This is a genomic window from Falsiroseomonas sp. E2-1-a20 (assembly GCF_051433195.1).
Classification (GTDB): domain Bacteria; phylum Pseudomonadota; class Alphaproteobacteria; order Acetobacterales; family Acetobacteraceae; genus Falsiroseomonas.
Map to the genome: position 1 here is coordinate 1 of NZ_JBHMFT010000006.1, position 26086 is coordinate 26086.

Annotated in this window: 24 protein-coding genes and 1 tRNA gene; 6 read left to right on the top strand and 19 right to left on the bottom strand. The window is 71.7% G+C overall.

All coding sequences use genetic code 11. The features are described from left to right. From ACFHPP_RS09370 to ACFHPP_RS09385, 4 genes are all read left to right on the top strand, one after another. A partial coding sequence (locus ACFHPP_RS09370; RefSeq protein WP_437163003.1) for a hypothetical protein occupies positions 1-1297 on the top strand: 1297 nt, incomplete at its 5' end. After that, positions 1257-1970 (top strand): endonuclease V, encoded by a 714-nt coding sequence (locus ACFHPP_RS09375; RefSeq protein WP_437163004.1) that lies wholly within the window; start codon positions 1257-1259, stop codon positions 1968-1970. The genes ACFHPP_RS09370 and ACFHPP_RS09375, both read left to right, overlap by 41 nt. 10 nt (positions 1971-1980) lie before the next feature. Then, positions 1981-2343 carry a DUF423 domain-containing protein gene (locus ACFHPP_RS09380; RefSeq protein ID WP_437163005.1) on the top strand — a complete coding sequence of 121 codons (363 nt, stop codon included), beginning with the start codon at positions 1981-1983 and terminating at the stop codon, positions 2341-2343. Continuing rightward, on the top strand, positions 2340-3272 hold the full coding sequence (locus ACFHPP_RS09385) for an SAM-dependent methyltransferase (RefSeq protein ID WP_437163006.1): 933 nt from the start codon (positions 2340-2342) through the stop codon (positions 3270-3272). The genes ACFHPP_RS09380 and ACFHPP_RS09385 overlap by 4 nt, the downstream gene beginning before the upstream one ends. Before the next feature lie 215 nt (positions 3273-3487). Here ACFHPP_RS09385 and ACFHPP_RS09390 read toward each other — a convergent pair. The 17 genes from ACFHPP_RS09390 to ACFHPP_RS09470 form a co-directional block, all read right to left on the bottom strand. Further along, positions 3488-3569: transfer RNA gene (locus tag ACFHPP_RS09390), tRNA-Leu, on the bottom strand. Between the two features lie 29 nt (positions 3570-3598). Beyond that, positions 3599-4243, bottom strand: coding sequence for a GNAT family N-acetyltransferase (locus ACFHPP_RS09395; protein ID WP_437163007.1), 645 nt, complete (start codon positions 4241-4243; stop codon positions 3599-3601). 18 nt (positions 4244-4261) lie between these two features. Then, entirely contained in the window at positions 4262-5608 is a 1347-nt protein-coding gene (locus ACFHPP_RS09400) for an aldehyde dehydrogenase family protein (protein ID WP_437163008.1), read from the bottom strand. Further along, entirely contained in the window at positions 5605-6843 is a 1239-nt protein-coding gene (locus ACFHPP_RS09405) for a hydroxysqualene dehydroxylase (protein WP_437163009.1), read from the bottom strand. The genes ACFHPP_RS09400 and ACFHPP_RS09405 overlap by 4 nt, the downstream gene beginning before the upstream one ends. Further along, positions 6840-8438: a squalene/phytoene synthase family protein gene (locus tag ACFHPP_RS09410; RefSeq protein WP_437163010.1), complete on the bottom strand. Its 1599-nt coding sequence runs from the start codon at positions 8436-8438 to the stop codon at positions 6840-6842. The genes ACFHPP_RS09405 and ACFHPP_RS09410 overlap by 4 nt, the downstream gene beginning before the upstream one ends. A 33-nt stretch (positions 8439-8471) precedes the next feature. Continuing rightward, on the bottom strand, positions 8472-9572 hold the full coding sequence (locus ACFHPP_RS09415; RefSeq protein WP_437163011.1) for a glycosyltransferase: 1101 nt from the start codon (positions 9570-9572) through the stop codon (positions 8472-8474). 3 nt (positions 9573-9575) lie between these two features. Continuing rightward, on the bottom strand, positions 9576-10409 hold the full coding sequence (locus tag ACFHPP_RS09420) for a lysophospholipid acyltransferase family protein (protein ID WP_437163234.1): 834 nt from the start codon (positions 10407-10409) through the stop codon (positions 9576-9578). 16 nt (positions 10410-10425) lie between these two features. Beyond that, positions 10426-12012, bottom strand: coding sequence for a phytoene desaturase family protein (locus ACFHPP_RS09425; RefSeq protein WP_437163012.1), 1587 nt, complete (start codon positions 12010-12012; stop codon positions 10426-10428). Between the two features lie 277 nt (positions 12013-12289). Then, complete coding sequence (gene crtI / locus ACFHPP_RS09430; RefSeq protein ID WP_437163013.1) at positions 12290-13885, bottom strand: phytoene desaturase family protein; 1596 nt, start codon at positions 13883-13885, stop codon at positions 12290-12292. A 57-nt stretch (positions 13886-13942) separates the two neighbouring features. Next, complete coding sequence (locus tag ACFHPP_RS09435) at positions 13943-15574, bottom strand: acyl-CoA dehydrogenase family protein (RefSeq protein ID WP_437163014.1); 1632 nt, start codon at positions 15572-15574, stop codon at positions 13943-13945. Next, a complete protein-coding gene (locus ACFHPP_RS09440) occupies positions 15571-16722 on the bottom strand; it encodes an FAD-dependent oxidoreductase (protein ID WP_437163015.1) in 1152 nt (383 codons plus the stop codon). Before ACFHPP_RS09440 ends, ACFHPP_RS09435 begins: the two co-directional genes overlap by 4 nt. 41 nt (positions 16723-16763) lie before the next feature. Next, positions 16764-17606, bottom strand: coding sequence for an aldose epimerase (locus ACFHPP_RS09445; RefSeq protein ID WP_437163016.1), 843 nt, complete (start codon positions 17604-17606; stop codon positions 16764-16766). Then, positions 17603-18457, bottom strand: a complete 855-nt coding sequence (locus ACFHPP_RS09450; RefSeq protein ID WP_437163017.1) for an NAD-dependent epimerase/dehydratase family protein — start codon at positions 18455-18457, stop codon at positions 17603-17605. The genes ACFHPP_RS09445 and ACFHPP_RS09450 overlap by 4 nt, the downstream gene beginning before the upstream one ends. Positions 18458-18468: 11 nt before the next feature. Further along, a complete protein-coding gene (locus ACFHPP_RS09455; RefSeq protein ID WP_437163018.1) occupies positions 18469-19338 on the bottom strand; it encodes an SMP-30/gluconolactonase/LRE family protein in 870 nt (289 codons plus the stop codon). Continuing rightward, positions 19338-20636, bottom strand: a complete 1299-nt coding sequence (locus tag ACFHPP_RS09460) for a TRAP transporter large permease (RefSeq protein WP_437163019.1) — start codon at positions 20634-20636, stop codon at positions 19338-19340. Before ACFHPP_RS09460 ends, ACFHPP_RS09455 begins: the two co-directional genes overlap by 1 nt. 6 nt (positions 20637-20642) lie before the next feature. Further along, a complete protein-coding gene (locus ACFHPP_RS09465) occupies positions 20643-21158 on the bottom strand; it encodes a TRAP transporter small permease (RefSeq protein ID WP_437163020.1) in 516 nt (171 codons plus the stop codon). Positions 21159-21218: 60 nt separating this feature from the next. After that, a complete protein-coding gene (locus ACFHPP_RS09470; RefSeq protein WP_437163021.1) occupies positions 21219-22202 on the bottom strand; it encodes a TRAP transporter substrate-binding protein in 984 nt (327 codons plus the stop codon). Positions 22203-22351: 149 nt separating this feature from the next. Between ACFHPP_RS09470 and ACFHPP_RS09475 the strand changes: the two genes are divergently transcribed. Both ACFHPP_RS09475 and ACFHPP_RS09480 read left to right on the top strand, forming a co-directional pair. Further along, positions 22352-22504, top strand: coding sequence for a hypothetical protein (locus tag ACFHPP_RS09475; RefSeq protein WP_437163022.1), 153 nt, complete (start codon positions 22352-22354; stop codon positions 22502-22504). 63 nt (positions 22505-22567) lie between these two features. Continuing rightward, entirely contained in the window at positions 22568-23926 is a 1359-nt protein-coding gene (locus ACFHPP_RS09480; protein WP_437163023.1) for an amidase, read from the top strand. 1 nt (position 23927) lies between these two features. Here the strand turns inward: ACFHPP_RS09480 and eutC are convergent, their stop codons facing one another. Next, positions 23928-24656 carry an ethanolamine ammonia-lyase subunit EutC gene (gene eutC, locus ACFHPP_RS09485; protein WP_437163024.1) on the bottom strand — a complete coding sequence of 243 codons (729 nt, stop codon included), beginning with the start codon at positions 24654-24656 and terminating at the stop codon, positions 23928-23930. Then, complete coding sequence (locus ACFHPP_RS09490; protein ID WP_437163025.1) at positions 24653-26014, bottom strand: ethanolamine ammonia-lyase subunit EutB; 1362 nt, start codon at positions 26012-26014, stop codon at positions 24653-24655. Before ACFHPP_RS09490 ends, eutC begins: the two co-directional genes overlap by 4 nt. Positions 26015-26086: the final 72 nt, after the last annotated feature.

Consider the following 26086-nt stretch of genomic DNA (forward strand, 5'->3'; position numbering starts at 1 on the left):
CTATGCCAACACCCAGCAGGCCGGGCCCACCCATACCTCCCGCGCCATGGCGATCGTGCATCTCGCGATCCACGACACCATCGCCTTCCTGCGCCGGCCGCAGGCGGCCTACCTGGTGAAGAAGGGCGAACCGGTCATCGCCAACCCCGGCGGCATCGTGCTGGAGGATGCGATCGACGGCGCCGCCGTCCGTTCGATGACCGCGATGTATCCGGCCTATGCCGAATACTTCACCGAGGCGCTCGGCACCTTCGGCCAGGTGGGATTCGACTTCGGCGCCTCCGTCGCCGATGCGATCCTCGAGTTCCGGGCGGATGACGGCGCCAACCTGCCCGACCCGCCGCCGAGCCTGGCGGCCTATGGCACGCACCGGGTCGACCCCTACAACCCGGGCCAGGGCTTCCTCACCTCGCATTGGGGCCAGGTGACGCGCTTCATGGGCGGGACGCACACGCCGCTCGCCAACTATCCCGGCAAGGGCACGGCCAGCTTCCTCGACAACGCGCATTTCCGCCAGGACTACGAGGAGGTGAAGGAATTCGGCGCGCGGGAGCGCCGCAGCCGCACCGCGGAGCAGAGCGTCATCGGCGTCTATTGGGGCCATGACGGGGCGCAGGGCCTCGGCGTGCCGCCACGGCTGTACAACCAGATCGCCCGCAGGATCGCGCTGGCGCGGAACCTGACCCTGATGCAGGCGGCGGAGATGTTCGCCGAGGTCAATGTCGCGATGGCGGATGCCGGGATCGACGCCTGGCACTACAAGTACCAGCAGAACCTCTGGCGCCCGGTCGCCGGGATCCGCGACGAGGCGCCGGGCTATGCCGACCCCTTCTGGGCGCCCTATGGCGCGCCGCAGACCAACCGGCCCGGCGCGCGCCCGACCACGCCACCCTTCCCGGCCTACCCCTCCGGCCACGCCGCCTTCGGCTCCGCCATGTTCCAGGTGCTGCGCCTGCGGCGCGGCGGCCCGGCCCTGACGGTCGCCAACATCCTCGATGCGGCGGATGGTGGGCCCATGGAGGCGGAGGAGACGTTCAGCTTCGTCTCGGATGAGCTGGACGGTCGCGCCGTGGATGCGGATGGCTCGGTCCGCACGCGGCTCGAGCGCCAGTTCAACAGCTACGCCCGGGCGGTGTGGGAGAATGCCATCAGCCGGGTCTATCTTGGCGTGCATTGGCGCTTCGACGGGCTGCCGCGCAACGCCGCGGACAATATCGGCGGCGTGCCGCTCGGCCTCACCATCGGCAGGACCGTGCATGAGTTCTTCAACACCGGGCCCTCGCTCGGCGGCCCTTGAGGCGTCACCCGCCGCCGAGGCGCGCCGCCGGCAGCCCGAACTGGCGGCGCAGGTGGTGGCGCGGGATGCGCTGGGGCCGGTGCGGCTGCTGGGCGGGGCGGATGCCAGCACCTTGCGCTTCGACTCGACGCGGACCGTCCACGCCGGCCTGGTGACGCTGGATGCGGCGAGCCTGGCGCAGACGGCGGAAGCGGGTGCCACCGGCAGCGGCGGCCTGCCCTACATTCCCGGCCTGCTCGGGTTCCGGGAGGTGCCGGTGCTGGTCAGGGCCTTCCGGGCACTGCCCGAAAGGCCCGACCTGATCCTGGTGGATGGGCACGGGCTGGCGCATCCGCGCGGCCTCGGCGTCGCCAGCCATCTCGGCGTGGTGCTGGACGTGCCGACCATCGGCGTCGCGAAGTCGATCCTGGTGGGGACCGTGGAGGGCGACCTGGGCGAGGAAGCTGGCGCGCAGGCGCCGCTGGTCTGGCAGGGGCGGCAGGTCGGCGTCGCCCTGCGCACCCGGCGCGGCGCCAATCCGATCTATGTCTCCGTCGGCCACCGCGTCTCCCTGGCGACGGCGCTGCGCTGGGTGATGGCCGCCGGCCGCGGCCGGCGCCTGCCGGAGCCGACGCGGCTGGCGCATGAGGCCGCCACGCGGGTCCGTCTGGCGGCCCGCGCCGCCGCAGGGTAAGCCGCGCGCCATGGCACGGTTGTGGATGGTTCTCGGCGCCCTTTCGGGGCTGGTTGCGGTGGCGATGGCCGCCTATGCGAGCCACGGGCTGCCGCCGGAGGTGGCGAGCCTCGCCAATACCGGGGCCTCGCTGCAGGCCTGGCATGCGCTGGCGCTGCTCGGCTGCGGGCTGCTGGCGGATCGGCGGCGGGGGCCGCTGGTGCACCTGGCGGCCGGCTGCTTCGTCGCCGGGACGCTGGCCTTCTGCGGCGGCGTCTATGTGCGGGTGCTGACCGAAACCTCGCTCGGCCCCGTGACGCCGCTCGGCGGGATGCTCCTGCTGGTCGGCTGGGGCCTGCTGGCGGCGGCGGCGGCGCTGGCACCGGAGCGATGATCGCCAGCGCCTATCTGGCGGCCGAGGGGTTCGAGGCGGAGCTGGCGGAGGAATTTTCCCGCGCTGGCCGCAGGATCGGGTCCTGGCATGGCAGGCTGGCGCTGTCGCCGGACCCGCCCGGCCCGGCCGCCTGGGCGCTGGAGTGTTGGACCGCGCCGCAGGAGCTTCGCGCGGAATCGGTGAAGCAGGCGGCCGATGCGCTGCGCGCCATCCAGCGCAACTGGGCCGGCTATGCCGCCAGCCACCACCGGCGCAGCGCGCTGATCACGGAACGCCTGCCACCGGTGAAGGCGCGCCCGCTGGTCTTCCCGGAACCGGCGCCCGGCGGGCATCTCGGCGCCTGGACGCTGCTGGCGCCGGACCGGCTGCTGGCGAGTGCGACCAAGACCAGCCCCTTCGTGCAGGGCGCGGTCGCCTTCGTCGAGGATCGCGAGGGCCCGCCTTCCCGCGCCTATCTGAAACTGTGGGAGGCGCTGACCCGGCTCGGGCGGCATCCGGGGCCGGGTGAGACCTGCCTCGACCTCGGCGCCGCGCCGGGGGGGTGGAGCTGGGTGCTGGCGAAGCTGGGCGCGCGCGTGGTGGCGGTGGACAAGGCGCCGCTGGATGCCGCGGTGGCCGCGCTGCCCGGCGTGACGATGCGCGCCGAGAGCGCCTTCGGCCTGGACCCGCGCACGGAGCCGCCGGTGGATTGGCTGTTCAGCGACGTGATCTGCTACCCGAGCCGCCTGCTGGCCCTGGTGCAGCGCTGGATCGCCGCCGGTGCGGCGCGCAACTATGTCTGCACGCTGAAGTTCCAGGGCGAGACGGACCACGCCACCGCCGAGGCCTTCGCGGCCATCCCTGGCGCGGTGATGTTCCACGGCGCGCACAACAAGCACGAGCTGACCTTCGCGCTGCTGGACCAGCCCGGCCGCCCGCACCAAAACTGACCTGACCTGACCTGCGGCGGCCAGCGGCCGCCGAGGCCGCGAATTGCGGCCCGCCGCCTATGCGGCGAGCCAAGCCCCCGGAGGGGGCGCCCGGCGCCTGAGGGCAAGTACATGCGGCCGGCACAGCCGGCCGAGGCCGCGAATTGCGGCCCGCCGCTTATGCGGCGAGCCAGGCGGCCGGAGGCCGCGCCCGGCGCCTGAGGGCACCACAATACTGCGGGCGGCGGGGATCGAACCCGCATGGCACAAGGCCGAGGGTTTTTAAAACCCTTCCGTCTACCATTCCGGCACGCCCGCCTGGCGCGAGTATGCCGTCTCGCGTGGGGTCAGGGAACCGGCTGCGACATCGATTGGTCGGCGCGGGCCGGTGGCGGCTCCGTCTGCGCCATGTCGGATTGCAGGTGCGATTCCATGATGGGGCGCAGCAGGCTCCACCATTCGCATTCCTCCTCCCGCCCGCGGGCCGCGCACCAGATGCGGCCGGAACCGAGCGGTCGCATGCCGAGGCCGATCAGCACGGCGCGGGAGGCGTGGTTGTCCGGCTGCACGGCGGCGCGGATCTCCGCCACGCCCAGATGCTCGAACACGGCCGAAGCGGCGGCGGGGGCGGCCTCGCGCATCAGGCCCTCGCCCTGGAAATCATCGCCGAGCCAGTAGGTCAGTACGGCGCGGCTGCGATCGGCCTCGGCGCGGCTGGCGCTGATCCAGCCGAGGACCTGGCCGGCGCGCGGGCCGCCTTCGCGGCGGGTGATGACCATGGGTAGCGCAAGGCCCGCCATGGCGGCCGCGCGCGCCTCACCCAGGCGGGCCGCGGCGGCGGAGGGCAGCAGGTGGACGGGCCAGGAGGCGAGGCGGGCACTGATGGCGGGACCCATCAGGCCGGCCAGGGCCTCGGCATCCTCGGGGAACGGCAGGCGCAGGCACAGCCTGTGCGTGTGAACCTCCCGGACAGGGTCGCCAACTGCGTTCATGAACAAACTTTGCCTGCGTTAAGGCAATCTTACCAGTCTCCCGATCAACCGCTCCGCGAGTTTCTTACGAGGCGGATCAAATATACGTGCAAGACTCACGCGACCGTGATCGACGCGGGCGCGCTGGCTCGAAAATGCGAGGAATCCCGCATGTCCATGATATCGCCCGTATCCTGAGCCGCCGACACCGCCGAATCCGAGCGAGGGAAAGGCCGCGTATTCCACGGTGCGGCCGGTGACGAGGGCGCCTGAGCGTGTGCCGGATGCAAACCGGGCCACTTCCGGGCGAGTGGCGCCGAACAGGTAGATGGCAAGTGGCGCCGGGCGCGCCACGATCCAGGCGATGGCTGCCGGTACATCAACCATTGGTTGAACAGCGAGGACCGGGCCGAAGATCTCCTCCGCCAGCAGGGCATCGCCAGGCGCCGGATAGGCCAGGGACAGGGCGCGTTGCCGGCTGGGGCCGTCGGAGGCCAGCGGCTCCAGCCGCACGCCCTGGGTCAGGCGATCCAGCCGCGCCGCCTGGGCCGCCGTGGCGATGCCGGTTTCGGGCAGCCCGATGCCGCTGGCGCGGCAGGCGGCGGCGAAGGCCTCCGGCGCGTGGCCGACCAGCAGCACGGTGTCGGGCGCGATGCAGGTCTGCCCGGCATTCACCGCCTTGCCGGCCAGGATGTCCCGCGCCGCCACCCCCAGGTCGGCCCCCGGCAGCACCACCGCCGGGCACTTGCCGCCGAGTTCCAGGGTCAGTGGCACCAGGTTGCGCGCCGCGGCCAGGGCCACCTTGCGGCCGGTCTCGGTGCCGCCGGTGAACATCAGGTGGTCCCAGGCCTGCGCCGCGAACTCCGCCGCGACGTCCGGCCCACCCTGCACCGTCACGGCAATATCGGGGCCGAGTGCCGTGGCCAGCACTTCCGCCAGCAGCGCCGCCGTGCGCGGCACGGCCTCGGAGGGTTTCATCGCGACGCGGTTGCCGGCGGCGATGGCATCCACCACCGGGATCAGGGCCAGCTGCACCGGGTAGTTCCAGGGCGCCATGATGCCGACGATGCCCTTCGGCACCGGCTCCTCCCAGGCCCGGGCGGGCCAGAAGGGATAGGGCACGGCGACGCGGCGCGGCTTCGCCCAGGCGCGCAGGTGGCGGCGGGAATAGCGTGCGGCATCGACGGTGCAGAGCACGTCGGCCAGCAGCGTCTCCAGCCGCGACCGCCCGCCGTAATCCGCATCCAGGGCCGCGGCGATGTCCTCCGCCCGCCTCAGCAGTGTTTTCGCGAGTTGGTCCAGCAGGGCGCGGCGGCGGTCCGGGTCCGGGGCGCCGTCGCGGGTCTCGGCGGCGCGGAGGTGGGCGAGCGCCTCGGCTGGCGTCACGCCACCACCCGCTGGCGCAGCGCGCGGCCGAGCACGGCGGCGGCGGCCTCGCCGGACCGCACGGCGGCCTCGATGGTCGCGGGCAGCGCGGCGAGCGTCCAGTCGCCGGCGAGCACGAGGTTGGCCAGCGGCCGGCGCGGCGGCGCGGGGGGCGGGTTCAGCCCGTGGCGTGGCGTGGCGCGGCGTTCGCGCACGGCGCGGGCCGGTGAAGGGGCCTCGGGCCAGGCGCCGGGCAGGCGGAAGCGCAGCGCGGCCTGGCGAACCTCCGGCCAGATCCGCGCCGCGGCCTCGGCATCGGTCAGGCCTACGGCGGCATCGGCGGCGCTGACGGTGACGGAGACGCCGGTGGGCCGCACCAGCACCCATTGCGACAGGCCGCCGAGCAGGCCGAGGAAGCGCACCGGCCCCTCCTCCACCCGGTTGAAATGCACGTTGAGGATCGGTGCGTGGCGCTGCGGCACCGGCAGGCCGGGCAGCAGCCGCGCCGCCTCCCACGGTGGCACCGCCAGCACCACCGCATCGCCGGGGAGGAGGGCAATGATGGTGTCGCCGAAATCCAGCGCGGTGACCCGGCCCTCCGCCTGCACCAGCGCCCGCAGCCGTGCGCCGGCGCGCAGGCTGGCGCCGTGGCAGCCCAGCGTCGCCAGCGCCGGCGCCACCAGGTCCGGCCCCAGCCCCTGGCGCGCCACCAGCAGCCGTGCCGCGCCCTTGCCGCCGAGCCGCCGCAGCACCGCGCCGAGCAGCCGGGCGGAGGCTTCCTCCACCGGCGTGTTCAGCGCGGCGACGGTCAGCGGCTCGACCAGGGCGCGCAGCAGGCGCGGATGCGCGGCGAAGGCGGCGGCGACGCTGCGATCCGGCCCGGGAATCGCCAGGCGCAGCAGGGCGAACAGGCCGCCGAGGCTCAAGCCATCCGGCCGCCGCGCCGCATCGCCCCAGCCGAGCGGGGACAGCGCGACCCGGCGCGCCGTGCCTTCCTCCAGGTCCAGCACCGGCAGGCCGAGCGGCTCCGGCTCCACCCAGGCGTCTCGTGCACCAATCGCGGTCAGGAAGCGCAGCGCGGCGCGGTTGGCGCCGAGCAGGGCGTGGGTGCCGTTGTCGGTGCCATCCGGCAGGGCGCGGGCGCGGCCGCCGGGGGCGGGCGTGGCCTCGTGCAGCGCCACGCGCTGGCCGGCGCGGGCCAGGGCCAGGGCGGCGGCGAGGCCGGCGACGCCGGCGCCGATGACATGGATCGTCACGGCTTCATCGCCAGCCAGGCCATATGGAGCTTTTCGCCCCGTGTCAGGCGCAGGCGGGTGCGGGGGTGGGCGAAGCCGCGGGCGATCATGCGGTCCAGCAGGCGGCGATAGCCCCACATCATGATGCGCGCCGGTTTCATCGCCTTCGGATCATGCTCCCGCAATTCCCGCTCCGCCTGCGCGAAGCCCGCCGCCGCCTGCGCGGCCAGTTCGGCGCAGCAGCGGGCGAAGCCGGGATGCGCGACCAGGGCGGCGGCGTTCCCTCCTTCGACGCCGTGGCGCGCGAGCAGGCTCCCCGGGACATAGACGCGATCGATCGCCGCGTCCTCATCCACGTCGCGCACGATGTTCACGAGTTGGAAGGTGCGGCCGAGCGCCAGGCCGAAGGCCTCGGCTTCCGGTGCGCCGAAGATGCGCACCGCCATGGCGCCGACGCTGCCGGCGACGCGGCGGCAGTACTGGGCGAGCGCCGCCTCGTCGGGCAGGCGCAGCGCGGCGGTGGCATCGGTTTCCATGCCGTCGATCATCGCGGCGCATTCGGCGCGCGGCAGCGCATATTGCTGCCGGGCCCAGGCGAGTTCGGCGGACAGCGCGCAATCCGGCGCATCCAGCTTGCGGCGCCAGGACTCCAGCAGCCGGCGCTTCTCGGCCTCCGGCATCGCGCCATCGGCGATGTCGTCCACCGCGCGGCAGAAGCCATAGACGGCGTAGAGGCCGCGGCGGCGCTCGCCCTTCAGCACCGCCATGCCGCGGCCGAAGCTGCTGCCGGCGCGGGCGACGCGGGCGCGCACCACGGCGGCGTCGCTGCGCGGGGCGCGGGCCAGGCCGGCAAAGGCCGCGCCGAAATCGGCCTTCGTCAGCGCGACGCGCCCGGCCACCGGGTCCGCCGCCCGCAGGCGTGCGAGCAGCCGCCAGGCGAGGTCCAGCGTGACAGCCGCCTGCAGGCGCAGCCGGGACCGCAGCAGGCGCGGCAGCGGGGATGCGACCTCCAGCGCCGCCTCGACCCGGTCCAGCGCCGCATCCAGCACGGCGCGGCGCTGCGCGTTTTCCGGCGCGAAGAACGCGGCTTCGCCCCCGGCCAGCGCCATCCAGGGCTGCGGCAGGTAGATGCGGTCCATCGCGGCGCGGTCCGGCACCAGGTCCTGCAGGTGGTTGAGGATCTGCAGGGCGGTACACAGCGCGTCGGAGGCGCGGAGCGCGCCGGCGTCCTCCTCCCCATGCAGGCGCAGCAGCAGGCGGCCGACAGGCTCGGCGGAGCGCGCGCAGTAATCCTCGAGCGCTGGCCAGTCGGCGTAGCGGGGCTGCACGGCGTCCTGGCGGAAGGCGGAGAGCAGGGTGCGGGCCTCCCCGGTGCCGACTTCGGCCAGCGGACCGGCCGGGTCGTCGAGCAGGCGCTCCATGTGGTCCAGCCGGGCCAGCTTTTCCGGCGCGCTCAGCGCGGGCGCATCGGCGATGTCGTCCGCCAGGCGGGCGAAGCGGTAGAAGGCCAGCACCTTGGGGCGCAGCGCGGCCGGCAGCAGGCGCGAGGCGACCGGGAAATTCTCCGTCGTCTCCGTGCGGTTTGGGGGACCGGCGGGGAGCCCGGCGGAATCCATCCTCAGGCCGAACCGCCGGTCAGGACGTCGTGGCTACACGGGCTCATAGGCCCGGCCCTTCCAGCCGGCCGGCTTGCCCAGCAGCCCGCGCACCAGCGCCGTCCACTGGATCGCCAGGGCCACCGCCACCGTCAGCGGGTGCAGCGGGATGGTCCACCACGGCTCCCTCACCCGCAGCGTCACCGCGGCCCGCAGGGCGAAGCCGAGCGCCAGGGCCAGCAGCGCCGCCGAGCGCGGCAGGAAGAAGAACGGCCAGAGATGCGCGCCCGCCAGCATCACGGTCCAGATCGGCAGGCCAACCGGCGTCGCCATGCCCTCCCGCGCATTCTTGATGAAGCCGGCCCAGCTCTGGCCGAAGTCGCTGTACATGCGGCAGGTGGCGAGCCCGGCACCCTCCACGACTTCCGTCGCCAGCCCGTGCTCCCGCATGCGCCGGGACAGGGCCAGGGCGTCGTGCATCACGCCCTTCACGCCCTCATGCCCGCCGGCGGCGAGATAGGCCGCACGCTCCACCAGCATGAGCTGCCCGCAGGCGGCCGCCATGCCGGAGCGACGGGTGAAGGCGCGCCCGCCACCTGGCAGGTAGCAGAATAGAAGAAAATTGATCATCGGCACGGTCAGCGCCTCGCCCAGCGAGCCGATGAGCTGCTTCGGCACACCGGTGACCATGGCCGTGCCAGTGCGCGCGGCGTGGCCGGCCATGCTGGCGGCCGCCTCCGGCGCCAGGCGCACATCGGCATCGATGAACAGGAAATGCGTGCCGCGCGCGGCCTCCGCCAGCCGGGCGCAGGCATGCACCTTGCCGGTCCAGCCGGCGGGAAGGGGCGGTGCCGCCTCCAGCCGCACGCGCGGGTCGCGGGCGGCGTAGGCTGTGACGATGGCGGCGGTTTCGTCGGTCGAGCCGTCATCCATCACCACGACCTCCACCGCGACGCCGCGGGAGGCCAGGGCCGCATCCAGGCAGGCGGCGATGTTGGCGGCCTCGTTCCGCGCCGGGATCAGGATGGAGACGAGCGTGCCCTCCACCGGCGTACCGCGCGGCGGGCGCACCAGGAACAGGTTCACCACGCCCATGGTGGCGGGGAACATGGCGAGGGCGAGCGCAATCCAGGCCCAGGTGAATTCCATATCCATCGCCTAGCCCGCCCCTCCCCTTGGATCATGTCGTGGGTCGAATGTTTGGCCCTTCATCGCGGAACGCAAGCGCCGCCACAACTGGTAGATTCCGCCCATGCCCTCCGGGCCCTGCAGCAGCGTCTCGAACCGGGCGGGATCGCGCGCGATGGCGTCCTGCGCCAGACGGTCCATGGTCATCGCCAGCGCGTCGGAAAGCACCGCGACGCGGGCCTCGCGCGGCAGCGCCGCCAGCGTTTCCCCGCTGACGGGCTGGCCGAAGGCGCACAGCATCTCCGGCTTGCGTTCCGACCAGAAGGGGTAATCCAGCGCCAGGGGCACGAACAGCGCCTCCGGCGCCATCTCCGGCAGGCGTGTCATGCCCAGCGCAATGGGCACCGGGCGTTCGCGCGGGTCGCTGAACCGGCCGGGGGCGTTCATCCACAGCATGCGGTCCGGCGCGCCCAGAACCAGGCGGGCGGTGCGCAGGAAGGCGACGGCCCCGCGCGGCGTCGCGTTCTCCACCCCGAAGACGCCGATGCGGGTCATGAAGCGGTAGCGGGTCAGCGCGCCGGCATCCATCGGGATGAACATGCGCCGGCCCGGAAACAGCCGCTGCGACAGCAGCATGAAGGCGACGCCGTCCCACCAGCCCGGATGGTTGGCGAAGACCACCAGCGGCCGGTCGCCATACGGCTGCGGCAGGCCCCACAGCGCCACCCGCGCGGCGCGCATGTGCTTCCGGAAGAACCGGCCGAACATGTAGTGGAAGAACGCCATCCGCCGCGGGTCGTACAGCGCCACGGGGTTGTCCCCCGTGGCAGCCCTGGCCGTCGGGCCACCAGCGGGCGGCGTCATGTGGTTCACGGCACGGCTATTCCGCGGCGGTGGCCAGTTCGGATTCGCGGCGCCCGGCCTCCTTCGCCGCCGCATCCATGCCGCGGCCGCCACGGTCGCGATCCAGCGCGTCCGCCGCGATCCAGCCGGACATCATCACCATCGGCATGCCCGGCCCCGGATGCGCGGCGCCGCCGCACAAATACAGGCCCTTCACCAGCTTGGACCGGTTGCCCGGCTTGAAGGCGCCCATGAAGCTGCCATGGCTGGCGAGCCCATAGATGGCGCCGTCCAGCACCTTGTAGCGCTCATGGATATCGACCGGCGTCAGGTGACGCTCGACCACGATGCGCTCCTCGATATCCTCCAGCCCCGCCGTCCGCTTCAGCTTGTCGAGGATGGTCTGGCGGTACTGCGGCAGCATCTTCGACCAGTCATGGCTCGGCCGCAGGTAGGGCGTGTGGACCAGCACGTACAACGCCTCGCCACCCTCCGGCGCGACCGAGGGATCGGTGCCCGACGGCGCGGCCAGGTAGGCGGTGGGATCGGGGGCCGGGATGCCCTTCTTGTAGATCGCGTCGAATTCTTCTTCCGCATCGCGGGAGAAGACGAAGTCGTGGTGGCCAAGATGCTCGTAGCGCTTGTTCAGGCCGAGATAGAGCACCACGCCGGAACAGGCCGGCTCGAAGTTCTTCTTGGCGTATTTCCGTCCGGGTTCGCCGCCCACCAGTTCCTTGTAGGTGCGGACCGCGTCCATGTTGGAGATCACGGCGTCGCAGGCGATCCTTTCCGACCCGACGCGCACGCCCTTGATGGCGCCGTTCTCGATGTCGAAGCCGGTCACTTCGCTGTCCGTCCGCAGCTCCGCGCCCAGGTCGGCGGCCAGCTTGGCAAGGCCCTCCGCCACTGCCCGGGTGCCGCCCACCGGATACCAGACGCCCTCGCTGGCCTGCATGTCGCCGATCGAGCAGACCACCGCCGGCGCCAAGTAGGGCGAGGAGCCGATATACTGGCAGTAATGGTCCAGCATCTGCGCCAGCCGCTCATCAGGCACATGGCCGCGGATGATCTTCGCCGCCGTCTTGCCCATCTTCAGCGACAGCACGTCGCGCAGCGTGTTCGGGTTGAGGTTGGCCTTCATGTCGATGGTGTCGGAGACCCCCTCGACCGGCCGCCAGAAGAAGAATTTTTCCGAGACGCCATGCAGGTGGCGGCTTTCCTCCTGGAACTTGCGGTAGCCCTCGCCCAACCCGCGGCCGGGCGCGAACTTCTCGATCTCCGCCTGCATGGTCGCGACATCGGCCATCAGGTCGATCTGCGTGCCATCCTCGAAGAAACACCGCCACTGCGGGTCCAGCCGGATCAACGGCAGGTCCTTCGCCTGGTCGCGCCCGGCCTCCGCGAAAATCCGCCGCAACACGCGCGGCACCGTCAGGATGGTCGGCCCCATGTCGAAACGAAAATCACCCGAGCCGTCCGGCGCCGGCAGATTCAACACCGCCGCCTTCCCACCCAGCCACGGGTTCTTGTCCAGCAACGTCACCTTGTGCCCGCGCGCCGCCGCCACGGCCGCCGCGGCTAGCCCACCCAGGCCACCCCCCACCACCACCACCCGGTCTGCCATGCGTGCGTCCTCCGTGTCGTCGAAGTCTTAGCAGGTTCCGCGGGTGGCCCGCAGGGAGGGCGCTGCCCTCCCTGCACCCTCCCGCGAAGGGGCAGCGGCCCCTTGAACCCTTGTATGAGGGGTGGAAGGGAGGAGGGGCTTGGAGGGACCGTTGAACCGGCGGTCCCGCGATGCCCCTCCTCCCTTCCACCCCTTGATGGGATTCCAAAGGGACCACTGTCCCTTTGGCGGGGGTGCAGGGGGCAGCGCCCCCTGCAAGGCCACCCGTGGAAGTTGATTAAGTCTCCGCCGCCACCGGGGTCGCCGCCCGGAAGCCGCTGTCGGCGGTCGGGCGGCTGGGGGCGGCCGAGAGGCCGAGGTCGGCGGCGAGCAGGCCGGTGGTGATGCGGGCGCCTTCGTAGATCACGGGCAGGCCGCTGCCGGGGTGGGTGCCGCCGCCCACCAGGTACACGCCTTCGACGTCGCGGAAGCGGTTGCCGGGGCGGAACAGCAGCATCTGCGGCAGTTCGTGCGACAGGTTGAAGGTGGCGCCGTAGCCCACGGCGAAGTCGCTTTCCCAGTCCTGCGGGGCGACGATGCGCTCGTACTTGATGTGCGGCCGCAGGTCGCCGAGGCCGAGGACCTTGAGGCGGTCCAGCGCGATTTCGCGGAAGCGGGCGCTTTGCGCGGCCCAGTCCGGCTGGTGGATCAGGTTCGGCACCGGGACCAGGACGTAGAGCGCCGAATGGCCGGCGGGGGCCATGGTCGGGTCGGTGGCGCCGGCGTGCTGGACGTAGAGGGAGGGGATTTCCGGGATCACCCCGGTCTCGATCTCGCCGATGTTCTGCCGGTACTGCTCGGACAGGATGACGTTGTGGTGGGCGACGCCGGGCAGTTCGCGGTCGAGGCCGAGGTAGAGCATGAAGGTCGAGCAGGAATAGCGCGCCTGGCCGATCTTCTTGTCCTTCCAGCCCTTCCGGAGGTGGTCGGGGATCAGCTTCGGGATGGCGTGGGCGAAGTCCGCGTTCACCACCACCGCGTCGGCGTCGTGGCGCGTGCCGCCGATCTCGACGCCCTTGGCGCGCTTGCCCTGGAAGGCGATGGCCTCGATCGGGGTGTTCAGGCGGATATCGGCGCCGAGCCGTTCGGCGACGCGCGCCATGGCGGTGGACACGGCGCCGCAGCCGCCGATCGGGTGGAAGACGCCGTGTTCATATTCCAGGAACGACAGGATGGTGAACAGCGCCGGGCATTTGAACGGGCTCATGCCCAGGTATTTGGTCTGGAAGGAGAAGGCGAGGCGGACCCGGGGGTCCTTGAAGTGCCGCGCCAAATCCTTGTCCACGGTGGACCAGGGCTTCATCAGCGGCAGCGCCTTGAGCATGTCCGGCCGCATCATGTCCGCGGCGGTGGAGAAGGCGCGTTCCAGCACCGGCCGGAAGGCTTCCAGCTTGGCGCGGTTTTCCAGCATGAAGGGCCGCAGCCCCTTGGCGTCGCCCGGCGAGATGCGGGCGATTTCCGCCTCCATCCGGTCGAGGTCGGCGCTGGCGTCGAGCCTGGTGACGTCGCCGCCCTTCTCGAACAGCAGGCGGTACTGCGGCTCCAGCCGCCGCATGTCGACTTCCTGCTCGAGATCCGCGCCGCAGCGGGCGAAGATCTCCTTCAGGATGCGCGGGTACAGGAAGAAGGTCGGGCCCAGGTCGAAGCTGTAGCCCTCCTCCGAGGTGAGGGTGCGCGTACGCCCGCCCACCACCTCGTCCTTCTCGTACACGGTGACCCGTGCGCCGGAGGCGGCGAGCAGCATGGCTGCGGCAAGGCCACCCGGTCCGGCGCCAATGATGGCAACCTTCGGGCGTGACCGGTGGAGGGCGGGGGAGGCGAGAGGAGCGGTCATGTCAGTCCGCAGCAGATGCGTGCGTGTCGGAATGCTGCAAGAGGCATGTCGATGCCGTTAAAGCACGAACGGCACGGGCACCAGGGCGCCCTGCTCGATTTCCAGGCATCGGGCCTCGGCGCGCGGCAGCAGCCGGGCCAGGTAGAAGGCGGCCAGCGGGGCGTGCGCGGGGGATGCCGCGGCGGCGCGGGCCAGCATCCAGCCGCCCAGCAGCCAGCCGCAGGCATCGAGATAGGGCGCGGCCAGGGATTGCGCGCGGTCGGGGTCCTTCGCCTGAAGCCCGAGCAGGATTTCCGTCACGTCGCCCAGGCGTTCCGCGGCAGGGGTCAGGCGGCGGTCGCTGGCGGAGACCTCGGCGAGCAGCACCCGCATCGCATCGCCCTCGTCGCGGGCCACCTTGCGGACCAGCAGGTCGATGGCCTGGATGCCGTTGGTGCCCTCGTAGATCGGCGCGATGCGGGCGTCGCGGAGGATCTGGGCGGCGCCGGTTTCCTCGACGAAGCCCATGCCGCCATGCACCTGGATGCCGGTATTGGCGGTCTCCAGGCCCCGGTCGGTGCACCAGGCCTTCACGATGGGGGTCAGCAGCGCCAGGCGCGTGGCGCCTTCCTCGTCGCCCAGCAGGTGGTGCGCATCGAGCGCCGCCGCGGCCTCCAGCGCCAGCAGGCGGCCGGCGAGGGTGACGGCGCGCATCTCTGCCAGCATGCGGGCGACATCGGCGTGCTGCGCGATCGGGCGGCCGTTCTGGACGCGCTGGAGGGCGAAGGCCTCCGCCCGTTCCAGGGCGCGGGCGCCCTGCCCCACCCCCTGCACGCCGACGGCGAGGCGGGCGGCGTTCATCATGGCGAACATGGCGTTCAAGCCGCGGCCGGGCTCGCCCACCAGCTCCGCCTCGGCGCCTTCGAACAGCATGGTGCAGGTGGGCGAGGCGTGGATGCCCAGCTTCCGCTCGATGCCGCCGCAGCGCAGCGCATTGCGCTGGCCGGCCTCGGTGATGCGCGGGGCGGCGAACAGGGAAATGCCCTTGGAGCCTTCCGGCGCACCGGGCAGGCGGGCCAGGACGAGATGGAGGATGTTCTCCGTGAGGTCGTGCTCGCCCCAGGTGATGTAGATTTTTTGCCCGTGCAGGGCGTAGCGGCCATCGCCCAGCGGCTCCGCCTTGGTGCGCAGCGCGGCGAGGTCGGAGCCGGCCTGGGGCTCGGTCAGGCACATGGTTCCGGTCCAGGTGCCGGAGACCAGCTTGGGCAGCCAGCGCGCCGCCTGGTCCGGCGTCGCATGCGTCACCAGCAGGTCGATGGCGCCGGCGGTCAGCACCGGGCCGAGGAAGAACGCCATGTCGGCGGCGGAGGCGAGTTCCGTCACCGCCACCCACAGCGCGTGCGGCAGGCCCTGCCCCCCATGTTCCTCGGGTGCGGAGACGCCCTGCCAGCCGCTGTCGATCCAGTCCCGCATCAACTGGTTGTAGTGCGGCGGCACAGTGACCGTGCCGTTGGCGTAGCGGGCACCATGGCGGTCGGCATCCTGCCAGCCGGGCGCCATCTTTTCCGAGGTGAAGCGGGCGGCTTCCTCGACCAGGGCGGCGATGTCGGCGGCGGGCAATGGGCTGCCGGCGGCCTCGGTCAGGCCGGGCAGGCCGATGACCTGGGTCAGGCCGAGGACCAGGTCCTCGGCCGCGGTGGGCAAGCTCATGCCGCGTTTTCCTGTTGCAGGGCGTCCAGCAGGCCCGGCGGTGGCGGGGTGGCGCCGGCGGCCCAGCCGGGCAACGAATCGGCCAGTGAGGCGTCACCCGCGGCCCGCGCCAGGGCCAGGCCGAGCAGCGCGCCGAACTTGAAGCCGTGCCCGGAGAAGCCGGACATCACGAAGGCCCTGTCGCCCAGACGCTCCAACACGAATCGCTCCTCCGCCTCCACATCGTAGTAGCAGGCGGCGGCGGACAATACGCGATAACGATCGAGCCCGAGGATGCGCGGCCTGGCGAAGTCCAGGATTTCCGCGGCCTCGGCGGCGGTGGCCTCGCGCGGCGCGTCGGGGTCGCCGGTGGGGGCGAAGCGGTGGTCGCCGATCTTCAGCGGGGTGCCGGCCACGGGCGGGACGGCGTAGAAGCCGCCATCCTCGGCCAGGTCCAGCAGCATCGGGGCCCGTTGCCAGGCGGCCTCGTGCTCCGGCGGTGGCGCGAGGCGGACCAGGATCTGCCGGGTCGGGCGGACCCGCGTGGCGAGGTCCGGCAGCAGCCGCGGCGCCCAGGGGCCGGCGGCGACCACCAGCAGGTCGGCCTGCAAACGCGTGCCATCCCGCAGCAGCAGCCCGGCGCGGGCCGGGTCGACCGCGGTGGCGTGGCCACGGCGGATGTCCACGCCCCGGCGGGCCAGGATGCGGGACAGCATCTCGACGATCCGGCGCGCCAGCAGCACGCCGCCGCTGGGCAGATGGAAGGCGTCGGCGAGGCCGTCGGCGGACAGATAGGGGTAGCGGGTGGCGATGGCGGCGGCGTCGAGGTCCTCCACCGCATGGCCATCGGCGCGGAGCGCGGCGCGGCTGTCCGTGATCCAGGCGTTCGGCGCGTTCGCCAGGGCGAGCACCCCGGTCGGCACATAGGCTGTCTCGCCGGCTTCCTGGAACAGCAGGCTCCAGGCGGCATGGGCGGGGTCGATCATCCGCATGTAGCCGCGCGCGGCGCCATAGGCGTGGCGGATCAGGCGGTGGTCGTCCACCGAACTGCCGCGGGGGTTTGGCACCGGGTCCTGTTCCACCACCCGCACGGCGTAGCCGGCCCGGGACAGGGCCCAGGCAGCCGACAGGCCCATGACACCGCCACCGAGGATGAGCGCGCTTCGCATGCGCCCATTCTCGCCCGGCCCGCGCCGCTTGGGGAGGGGGGTTACCCCAGGTGCAAGGTTGCCGTGCCCTCAAGCGCCTGGCCGGGCGCCAGCACATGCATCGGGCCGTGGGCGGCAAGGTCGGGGCGGTTCACGGCGTCCGGCACATGGCTCACCGGCTCGACGCACAGCACCTCCGCGATGCTCGGCGCATAGATTTGCAGGTGGCGGGACCAGTCGCCGGTGGCGCGCAGGACCAAGGTGGGGCCGCCGGGCCAGGCGATCTCGGCCAGGCCGTCCCAGCCGGCGAAGTGGGTGTCGTGGCCGACCAGCACGGCCTCCCCGCCCGCCAGCCCGGCCGAGGGGCGCGGCGACTGGGCGAGGCCGCGGGCGTCGCGGCTGAAGGTGGTGGTGGCGGCGAAGCGCAGGCGGGTGCCGAGGGGGCGGGTGAAGAAGGGGTGCCAGCCCATGCCCATGGGGGTGGGCAGGCTGCCGGTGTTGGTCAGCGCCAGGGACAAGGACAGGCCCTGGTCCGTCAGCGCCACCGTCAGCCAGGCGCCGCAGCGGAAGGGCGGGTGGTCCACCAGGCAGGACAGCACGGCGCGGTCCGCCGCCTGGGATTCGACCTTCCAGGCCTGTTCCCGCACGAAGCCGTGCAGGGCGTTGTCCTCCAGCGGCCGGTTGATCGGCATGCGGTACGCGGTGCCATTCACGGTGATGCGGCCGCCATCCAGCCGGTTGGTCCAGGGCGCCATCAGGAAGGCGCTGTGCAGGCCGCGGTTCGGGCTTTCGCCGGCCGGCACCGGCGCCACGATATCCCGGCCGCGCCAGGTCAGGGTGCCGAGTGCGGCGCCCTCATCCTCCAGGATCGTCGCCGCCCAGTCGCCGGCACGGAGGGAAATCATTCCGGATCGAACTGGTCGCGCGGGGAGAAGCCGCCCTTCCGCGAATACTCGATCGAGCAGTAGCCGCCGCCCTGGTAGCGTTCCTCCACCGGGTCGTCGGAGACGATGTGGCCGACCTCGGTGCGGAAATCCTCGGCAGTGTCCTCCGGCTCCCAGCCCAGGCGGTCGCGGTGGTCCGCGCCCCAGAAGCTGTCGGGGTTTTTCGAGGCGCCCCAGATCACGCAATGCCCGGTGCGTTCGGCGACGATGGTGCGGGTGATGAGGCGGGCGAGATCGGCGTAGGACAGCCAGGTCGCCAGCATCCGCTTGTTGATCGGCTTCGGAAAGCAGGAGCCGATGCGGATGTTGACGTTCTCGACGCCATGCTTGTCCCAGTACATGCGGCCCATCAGCTCGCCATAGACCTTGGACAGGCCGTAGTAGCCGTCCGGCCGGAAGGCGCAGTCGGCATCGAGCTTGGCCTGGTTGCTTTGGTTGTTCCCCTGGGGCCGTTCATGGAAGCCGATGGAGTGGTTGGAGCTGGCGAAGACCACGCGGGCGCCGAACATCCGGGCGGCCTCGTAGATGTGGTACAGGCCGTGCAGGTTCGGGCCGGCGACCTCCTCGAACGGCTTTTCCACACTCACGCCGCCGAAATGCAGGATGGTGCCGCAGCCTTCCGCCTGGCGGACCACGGCGAGCGATTCGGACAGGTCCGCCTTCACGAAGCGGGCGCCGGCGGGGATCTCGTCCGGGAAGGGCATGATGTCGGTCAGGCGCAGGGTGAAGCCGGCGGCCGACAACTCGCGCGTCAGCATGCGGCCGAGATTGCCCGAGGCACCAGTGAGCAGGATGGGTTTGCTGTCGGTCATGCCAAAAATCCTCAGTCGGCGAAGCGATGCACGGGCGCACCCTGGCCCAGGCCTTCGGCGCGGAACAGCCCACCCAGGGTCGGATGCTCGGCCAGCACCGATTCGCGGCCGCGGCGCAGGCTGGTGACGAACAGCGTGGACAGGTCCGGCCCGGCGAAGCAGGGCATGGTGGGGGCCGGCACGGGGAAGGCAAAGTGGCGCAGGATCTCGCCAGCCGGCGAGATCACGTTGATGCGGCCGGCTGAGACGCCGGCGGACCAGTAGTTGCCCGCCGCATCGCAGGCGGCGCCATCCGGGCGGCCGGTTTCGTCCGTCATGGTGATGACGGTGCGCCGGGCGCCGGTGGCGCCGGTCGCGGGGTCGAAGTCGCAGGTGTCGATGCAGGCGCTGCGGCTGTCCGAATGCCACATCGTGCGGCCATCGGGCGACCAGGCCAGGCCGTTCGAGACGGTCAGCCCCTCGCGCCGCCGCTCCGCCCGGCCATCGGGGGTGACGCGCCACAGCATGGCGGTTGCCTGCTTTTCGGGCCGGTCATCCATGCTGCCGACCCAGAATGCGCCATCGGGGCCGACCTTGCCGTCGTTCAGGCGGTTATGCGCCGGCTCCTCCGGGATGGTCGCGAAGGGCGCGGTGGCGCCGCTGTCCGGGTCCAGGCGGATGAGGCTGGCGCGCTGCGCCACCAGCAGGGCGCCGGATCGGCACAGCGCCAGGCTGCCGCAGACCTCCGGCACCGGGATGCGGTGGACGCTGCCATCGGCGGGGTCGAAGCGGATGACGCAGGGGGCCAGGATGTCGACCAGCCACAGCACGCGGCGGCGGTCGTCCCAGGTCGGGCCCTCGCCGACCTCGGCGCGGAGGTCGGCGGCAAGGATGAAGTCCATCAGCCGGTGTATCCCAGCAGCAGCTTCGGCAGGGTCAGGGAGATGGCGGGGATGTAGGTGGTCAGCATCAGCGCGAACAGGATGGCGGCGTAGAAGGGCAGGATCGACTTCATGATCTGCTCCATGGGTATCTTGCCGATGGCGCAGCCGACGAACAGCACCGCGCCCACCGGTGGCGTGGTCAGCCCCAGTCCCAGGTTCATCATCATCACCATGCCGAACTGCACCGGGTCCATGCCGATGGCGACCACCACGGGCAGGAAGATCGGCGTGGTGATCAGGATCAGCGCCGCCATGTCCATGACGCAGCCCAGCAGCAGCAGGCAGACGTTGATCATGATGAGGATGACGATGGGGTTGGTGCTGATCGCCAGCATCCCTTCCGTCAGCAGGTCCGGCAGCCGGTACACGGCGAGCAGGTAGGCGAAGGCGGTCGCGGTGCCGACCAGCAGGAACACCACGGCGGAGGTGCGCACACTCGCGGCGACGCAGATCTTGAAATGCGCCCAATCCAGGCTGCGATACACCAGCACGGTGACCAGGATGGCCCAGATGGTGCCGAAGGCGGCGCTTTCGGTGACGGTGAAGATGCCGGACAGCACGCCGCCCAGGATGATCACGGCCGTCAGCAGGCCGGGCAGCGCATCGATGAAGGTCCAGACGATGTGCCGGATGCCCTGGAACGGCTCCGCCGGGTAGCCACGCTTCACCGCGACGACGTAGGCCGCGATGCCGAGGCAGAGGCACATGATCAGCCCGGGCACGAAGCCCGCGACGAACAGCGCGGAGACCGAGATGCCGCCGCCCGCCGCCAGCGAATACAGGATCATGTTGTGGCTCGGCGGGATCATGATGCCGGCGATGGAGGAGGTGACGGTGACGGAGACCGAGTAGTCCGTGCCGTAGCCGCGCTGCTTCATCGCCGGGATCAGGATGGTGCCGAGCGCGGAGGCATCCGCCACCGCGCTGCCGGAGATGCCGCCGAACAGCATGGAGGTGGAGACGTTCACCACGCCGAGGCCGCCGCGCATCCAGCCGAACAGCGACGACGCCACGGAAATCAGCCGGCGTGCGATGCCGCCATGCAGCATCAGTTCGCCGGCGAAGACGAAGAAGGGGATGGCGAGCAGCGAGAAGATGCTCATCCCCGAGGCCATCTGCTGGAAGGCGACGGCGGGGTTGATCCCCTCGTACAGGAAGCCGACCACGGCGGCGATGCCGAGCACGAAGGCGACCGGGACACCGGCCGCGATGCCGAGGAAGAAGATGCCGAAGATGATGTAGAGGCCGGTTTCCACGCAGGGCTACTCCAGGAAGGCCGCGGCGGCGCCGCGCTGTTCCGGACCCTCCGGGTTGAGGATGTCCTTCAGCACCTGCTCCACCGAGAACAGGAAGGTCAGCGCGCCGCAGACCATCATCGGCGCGTAGGTCCAGCCCTGGCTGATGTTGAGCAGCGGGATGTTGAACGGCCCGACCATGCCGACCAGCTCATACCCCCAGACCACCATGCCGAGGCCGAACAACCCGACGGCGGTGTCGCAGCCCACGGCGATCCAGCGCTGGATGCCGATGGGCAGCGCCTCCCGGAAGCCGAGCACCGAAAGATGAAACCGCTCCCGCACCCCGACAGCGGCGACCGGCAGGGCGATGGCGAGGATCGAGAGGGTGGCCCCGCGCTCGATCCAGGTGGGCGTGTCGTTCAGCACGTAGCGGCCGAACACCATCCAGCCCATCATCACCACCAGGCCGACCAGCGCGAAGCCGGCCGTCACGACGACGATCCGCGACAGGATGTCGAGGATACGGGAAAACAGCACCATCTTGTTCGGTCACCCCGGCTGGTGGTTGGGGGCGGCGCGGAGGCCGCCCCCTGCGTCAGGTCACGGCAGGGCGCGGATCGCCTGCACCATGCCGGCGAGGCGCGGCGTCGCCGCGTACTTGGCGTAGACCGGCTCCATCAGCGCCGACCACGGGGTGCGGTCCGCGATCTCGATCACCGTCACGCCGGCGGCCACCACGCGCTGGCGCGAGACCTCCACGCGTTCCGCCCAGAGCTGGCGCTGCAGCGTCGCACTCTCACGCGCCGCGTCGCGCATGATGTTGCGATCCGCCTCGCTCATCCGGCGCCAGCGCTGCTGCGACACGGCCAGCACTTCCGGCACGTTGGAATGCTCGGTGGTGGAGTAGTAGCGCGCCACCTCGAAATGCCGCGTGCTCTCATAGGAGGGGAAGTTGTTCTCGGCCGCGTCGATGACGCCCGACTGCAGGCTGGTGAAGACCTCGCCGAAGGGCAGCGGCGTGGCGTTGGCGCCGAGCGCGCGCATCAGGTCGATCCACAGGTCGCTGGTCTGCACGCGGATCTTGAGGCCGCGCATGTCGGCCGGCGTGCGGATCGGGCGCGTGGAATAGACGCTGCGGGCGCCGCCATCGTACCAGGCCAGCGCGATGATGCCGATCGCCTCGAGGTCCTTGGCGATTTCCTGCCCGGCGACGCCATCGATCGCGGCGTGGCTGTGCGCCACGTTGCGAAACAGGAAGGGCAGCGTCACCACGTTGGTGGACGGCGCCAGGTTGTTGAAGGGGCTCAGGTTGAAGTTGCCGAAGTCGATGGAGCCCAGCCGCATCTGCTGGATCGCCTCGTCCTGCTGGCCGAGCTGCGCCGAGTGGTAGGTGCGCATGCGGATGCGGTTGTTGGTGCGCTGCGCCACCAGCTCGCCGAACCGGTCCATGCCGCGGCCGTTGGGATAGTCGCCGGCGTGGATGTTCCAGCCGCGCCATTCCTGGGCGACACTGGGGCTGGCAGCCCATGGCAGGATCGCCGCGGCTGCTATGGCCACGGCGCGGATGGCGCGCATCGCTTTCATGTGGATCCCTCTCCTTCCCCGTTCCGCGGCCTTCTGGCTGCGGGTTATACGACATCATACAACCGGTGCCGCGCGGCTTTGTCAATTCATCCGGATGGAACGAACCCCTGCCCACAGCGCTGACGCTGCATGCGCAGGAGAGTGCGAGCATGGACCGGGATATGCTGGTTGAGGAAGTCGAGACTGGCGGCGTCCGGCTGCTGCCGGCCCGGATGATCGGCTACCTGATCTACCCCTCGGCGCTGGAGTTGATCCTGTCCGTGCCGCCGGCCAACGACCGGGTCCCGCCCGGCGAGGCCTGAGCGCCGCGACCCCGGCTTGCCCGATCGGGCGCGCGACCGCAGCATCCGGCGACACGTCGCCGGATGCCCGCCACCATGCCCCATACCCTTGCCGAAGCCGCCGAGGCCCTCGCCGCCGGGTGCACCACCGCGGAGGCCCTGACCGAGGCGGCGCTGGCGCACATCGCCGACCCGGCCGGCGAAGGCGGGCGCGCCTTCATCACGGTCCACGGCGATGTCGCGCGCGCCACCGCGCGGGCGATGGACGGGCTGCGTGCCGCAGGCCTTGCGCCGAGCCCCTGGGCCGGCATCCCCATCAGCATCAAGGACCTGTACGACGAAGCCGGCCAGCAGACCCGCGGCGGATCCGTCGCGCTGTCCGACATCGCGCCCGCCGCGGCGACGGCACCTTCCGTGGCGCGGCTGCAGCGGGCGGGCTTCGTCGTGCTGGGGCGCACCAACATGGTGGAATTCGCCTTCTCCGGCCTCGGCGTGAACCCGCATTTCGGCACCCCGCGCAGCCCGTGGGACCGGGCGACGGGGCGGCTGCCGGGCGGGTCTTCCTCCGGCGCCGCGGTGGCGACGGCGGATGGCATGGGCTTCGCCGGCCTGGGCTCGGACACCGGCGGGTCCTGCCGGATTCCGGCGGCGCTGTGCGGCATCGTCGGCTGGAAGCCGACCGCGTCGCGGGTGCCGTTGACGGGGACGCTGCCGCTGTCCTCCACGTTGGACAGCCTCGGGCCGCTGGCCCGCTCCGTCGCCTGCTGCGAGGTGCTGGACGGGATCATGGCGGGCGAAGACCCGGCGCCACCCCAGCCGTTGGGGCCGGTGGCCGGGCTGCGATTGGGCGTGTTGCAGGGCTATGTCTGCGATGGCTGGGATGCCGGCGTGACCGAGGCCTTCGAGCGCACCCTGTCCCGGCTTTCCGCTGCCGGCGCGCGGGTGGAGAAGCTGGCGGTGCCGGAGCTGGCCGAGATTCCGCAGGCCAACGCCACCGGCGGCTTCGCGGCCAGCGAGGCCTTCGCCTGGCATCGCGGGCTGATCGAGCGGGCGCGCGACCGCTACGACCCGCGCATCCTGGCGCGCATCCTGCGCGGCGGGCAGATGCCGGCGGCGGACTACATCGCCCTGCTCCGGGACCGCGCCCGCATCATCGCGGGTTTCGCGGCGCGGACGGCGGGGTTCGATGCGGTGGTCTCCCCCACCTGCCCGCTGGTGCCGCCGGCGATCGCGGCGGTGGAGGATGAGGCGGAGTATGGCCGCATCAACCTGCTGCTGCTGCGCAACACCAGCGTCGGCAATTTCCTCGACCGCTGCGCCATCAGCCTGCCCTGCCACCGGCCGGGCGAGGCGCCGGTCGGCTTCCAGCTGATGGGCGAGCATGGCGGCGATGCGCGGCTGTTCGCGGTGGCGGCGGCGGTGGAAGCGGCGCTGGCGGCCTGAGTCAGCGCGGCGCCTCCAGTGCGCGCGGTTGTTCGTCCTTCAGCCCGACCCCCGTGAGGCCAAGCCGGCGCGCCGCGGCGACCAGCCACAGCAGCTTGGCGGCGGCATCGCCTGGGGACAGGCCGCCGGGGCGGATGTTGCTGATGCAGTTGCGCTCCGCGTCGCTGCGGCCGGGGCGTGGCGCGTGGGTCAGGTAGATGCCCATGCTGTCGAGCGCCGAGAGGCCGGGACGCTCGCCGATCAGCACGGCGACCATCGCGGCGCCCAGCGCGTGGCCCACCTCGTCACCGAGGGCGACGCGTGCCTGCGTCGCGATGACCGGCGGCGCGACCTGCCAGCCGGCGGCCAGCAGGCCTTCCGCCAGGATCGCCACCAGCGCCGGTGCCTGGGCCTGCACGCCGGTGGCGCACAACCCGTCGGCGACGACGATGGCGAAGCAGCCGGGCATCGGCGCCAACCTGGTCGCCTCGCCAGGCGCCAGCCGACGGCCGCGGTCGGGGCGCAGCAGATACTCCCGCCGGTCCGCTGCCGCGCTGGCCACCACGGTGCCGCCGATACGCGCCTGCAAGGCGGGCGCATCCAGCGTGGACCAGACGGCGTCGCGGGCCTGGGCGTGGGCTTCCTGGAAATCGAGATGCGCGGCGGTGGGCAGCCCGTTGCCGACACGGCCGAGGCCGACGCGCGCGGCGGTGTAGCGGCGCAGGTCGGTCCAGAGGACGGGTGCCGTCACAGCAGGCCCGCCGTGGCCATGCCGCTCGGCAGCCGGTCCGGCGTGCGTTCCGCGAGGCCCATGCTATCCAGCCACGCGGCGAATTCCGGCGCAGGCTGCTTGCCGAGCGCGGCGCGGACATACAGGCCATCGTGGAAGGAGGTGGACTGGTAGGCCAGCATGGTGTCGTCCGCCCCCGGCACGCCCATCACGTAGGTGACGCCGGCGACGCCGAGCAGCGTCAGCAGCGCGTCCATGTCGTCCTGGTCGGCCTTCGCATGGTTGGTGTAGCAGACATCGACGCCCATCGGCAGGCCGAGCAGCTTGCCGCACATGTGGTCCTCCAGCCCGGCGCGGATGATCTGCTTGCCGTCGAACAGGTATTCGGGGCCGATGAAACCGACGACGCTGTTGACCAGCAGCGGCCGGAAGCGGCGCGCCACGGCATAGGCGCGGCATTCCAGCGTCTGCTGGTCCACGCCGCGATGCGCGTTGGCGGACAGTGCGCTGCCCTGGCCGGTCTCGAAATACATGCAGTTGTCGCCGAGCGTGCCGCGCCGCAGCGCGAGGGCCGCCTCATGCGCCTCCGCCAGCAACGCCAGCGAGACGCCGAAGCTCTCGTTCACGCCCTGCGTGCCGCCGATGGATTGGAACACCAGGTCCACCGGCGCGCCGCGGCGCATCGCCAGCAGCGTGGTGGTGACATGCGCCAGCACGCAGGTCTGCGTCGGGATGGCGTAGCGGTCTCGCACCGCATCCAGCAGGCCGAGCACGCGGCAGAGGTTGTCCACATTGTCGGTCGCCGGGTTGACGCCGATCACGGCATCGCCGGCCCCGAGCAGCAGGCCGTCGAGCACCTGGGCAGCGATGCCCTTCGGGTCGTCCACCGGGTCGTTCGGTTGCAGGCGGATGGACAGGGTGCCCGGCAGGCCGAGCGTGTTGCGGAATTTCGTGACGACACGGCATTTCGCCGCAATGGCCACCAGGTCCTGCAATCGGCAGATTTTCGAGACCGCCGCCACCATCTCGGGCGTCAGGCCGGGGGCGAGCGCGGTGACGGCGGCGGGGTCGGCGGCCAGCAGCCAGTCGCGGAAGCCGCCGACCGTCAGGTGGGCGACCGGGGCGAAGGCGGCATCCTCATGCCCATCGACGATCAAGCGCGTAACCTCGTCCTCCTCATAGGGCACCATCGATTCGGACAGGAAATGGCGCAGCGGCAGGTCGGCCAAGGCGCGCTGGGCCGCGACGCGCTGCGCGGCGGATTCGGCCGCGACGCCCGCCAGGGCGTCGCCGGACCGGAAGGGTGTCGCGCAGGCCATCAGGGCGCGCAGATCGGCGAAGACGTGCCGCGTGCCGCCCACCGTCGCGGAAAAACCCATGCCGTCCTCTCCTTGCCAGGCACCGGTTGCCAGCCCGCGCAACCGGGGGGAGGATGGCACGAATCATCCCCG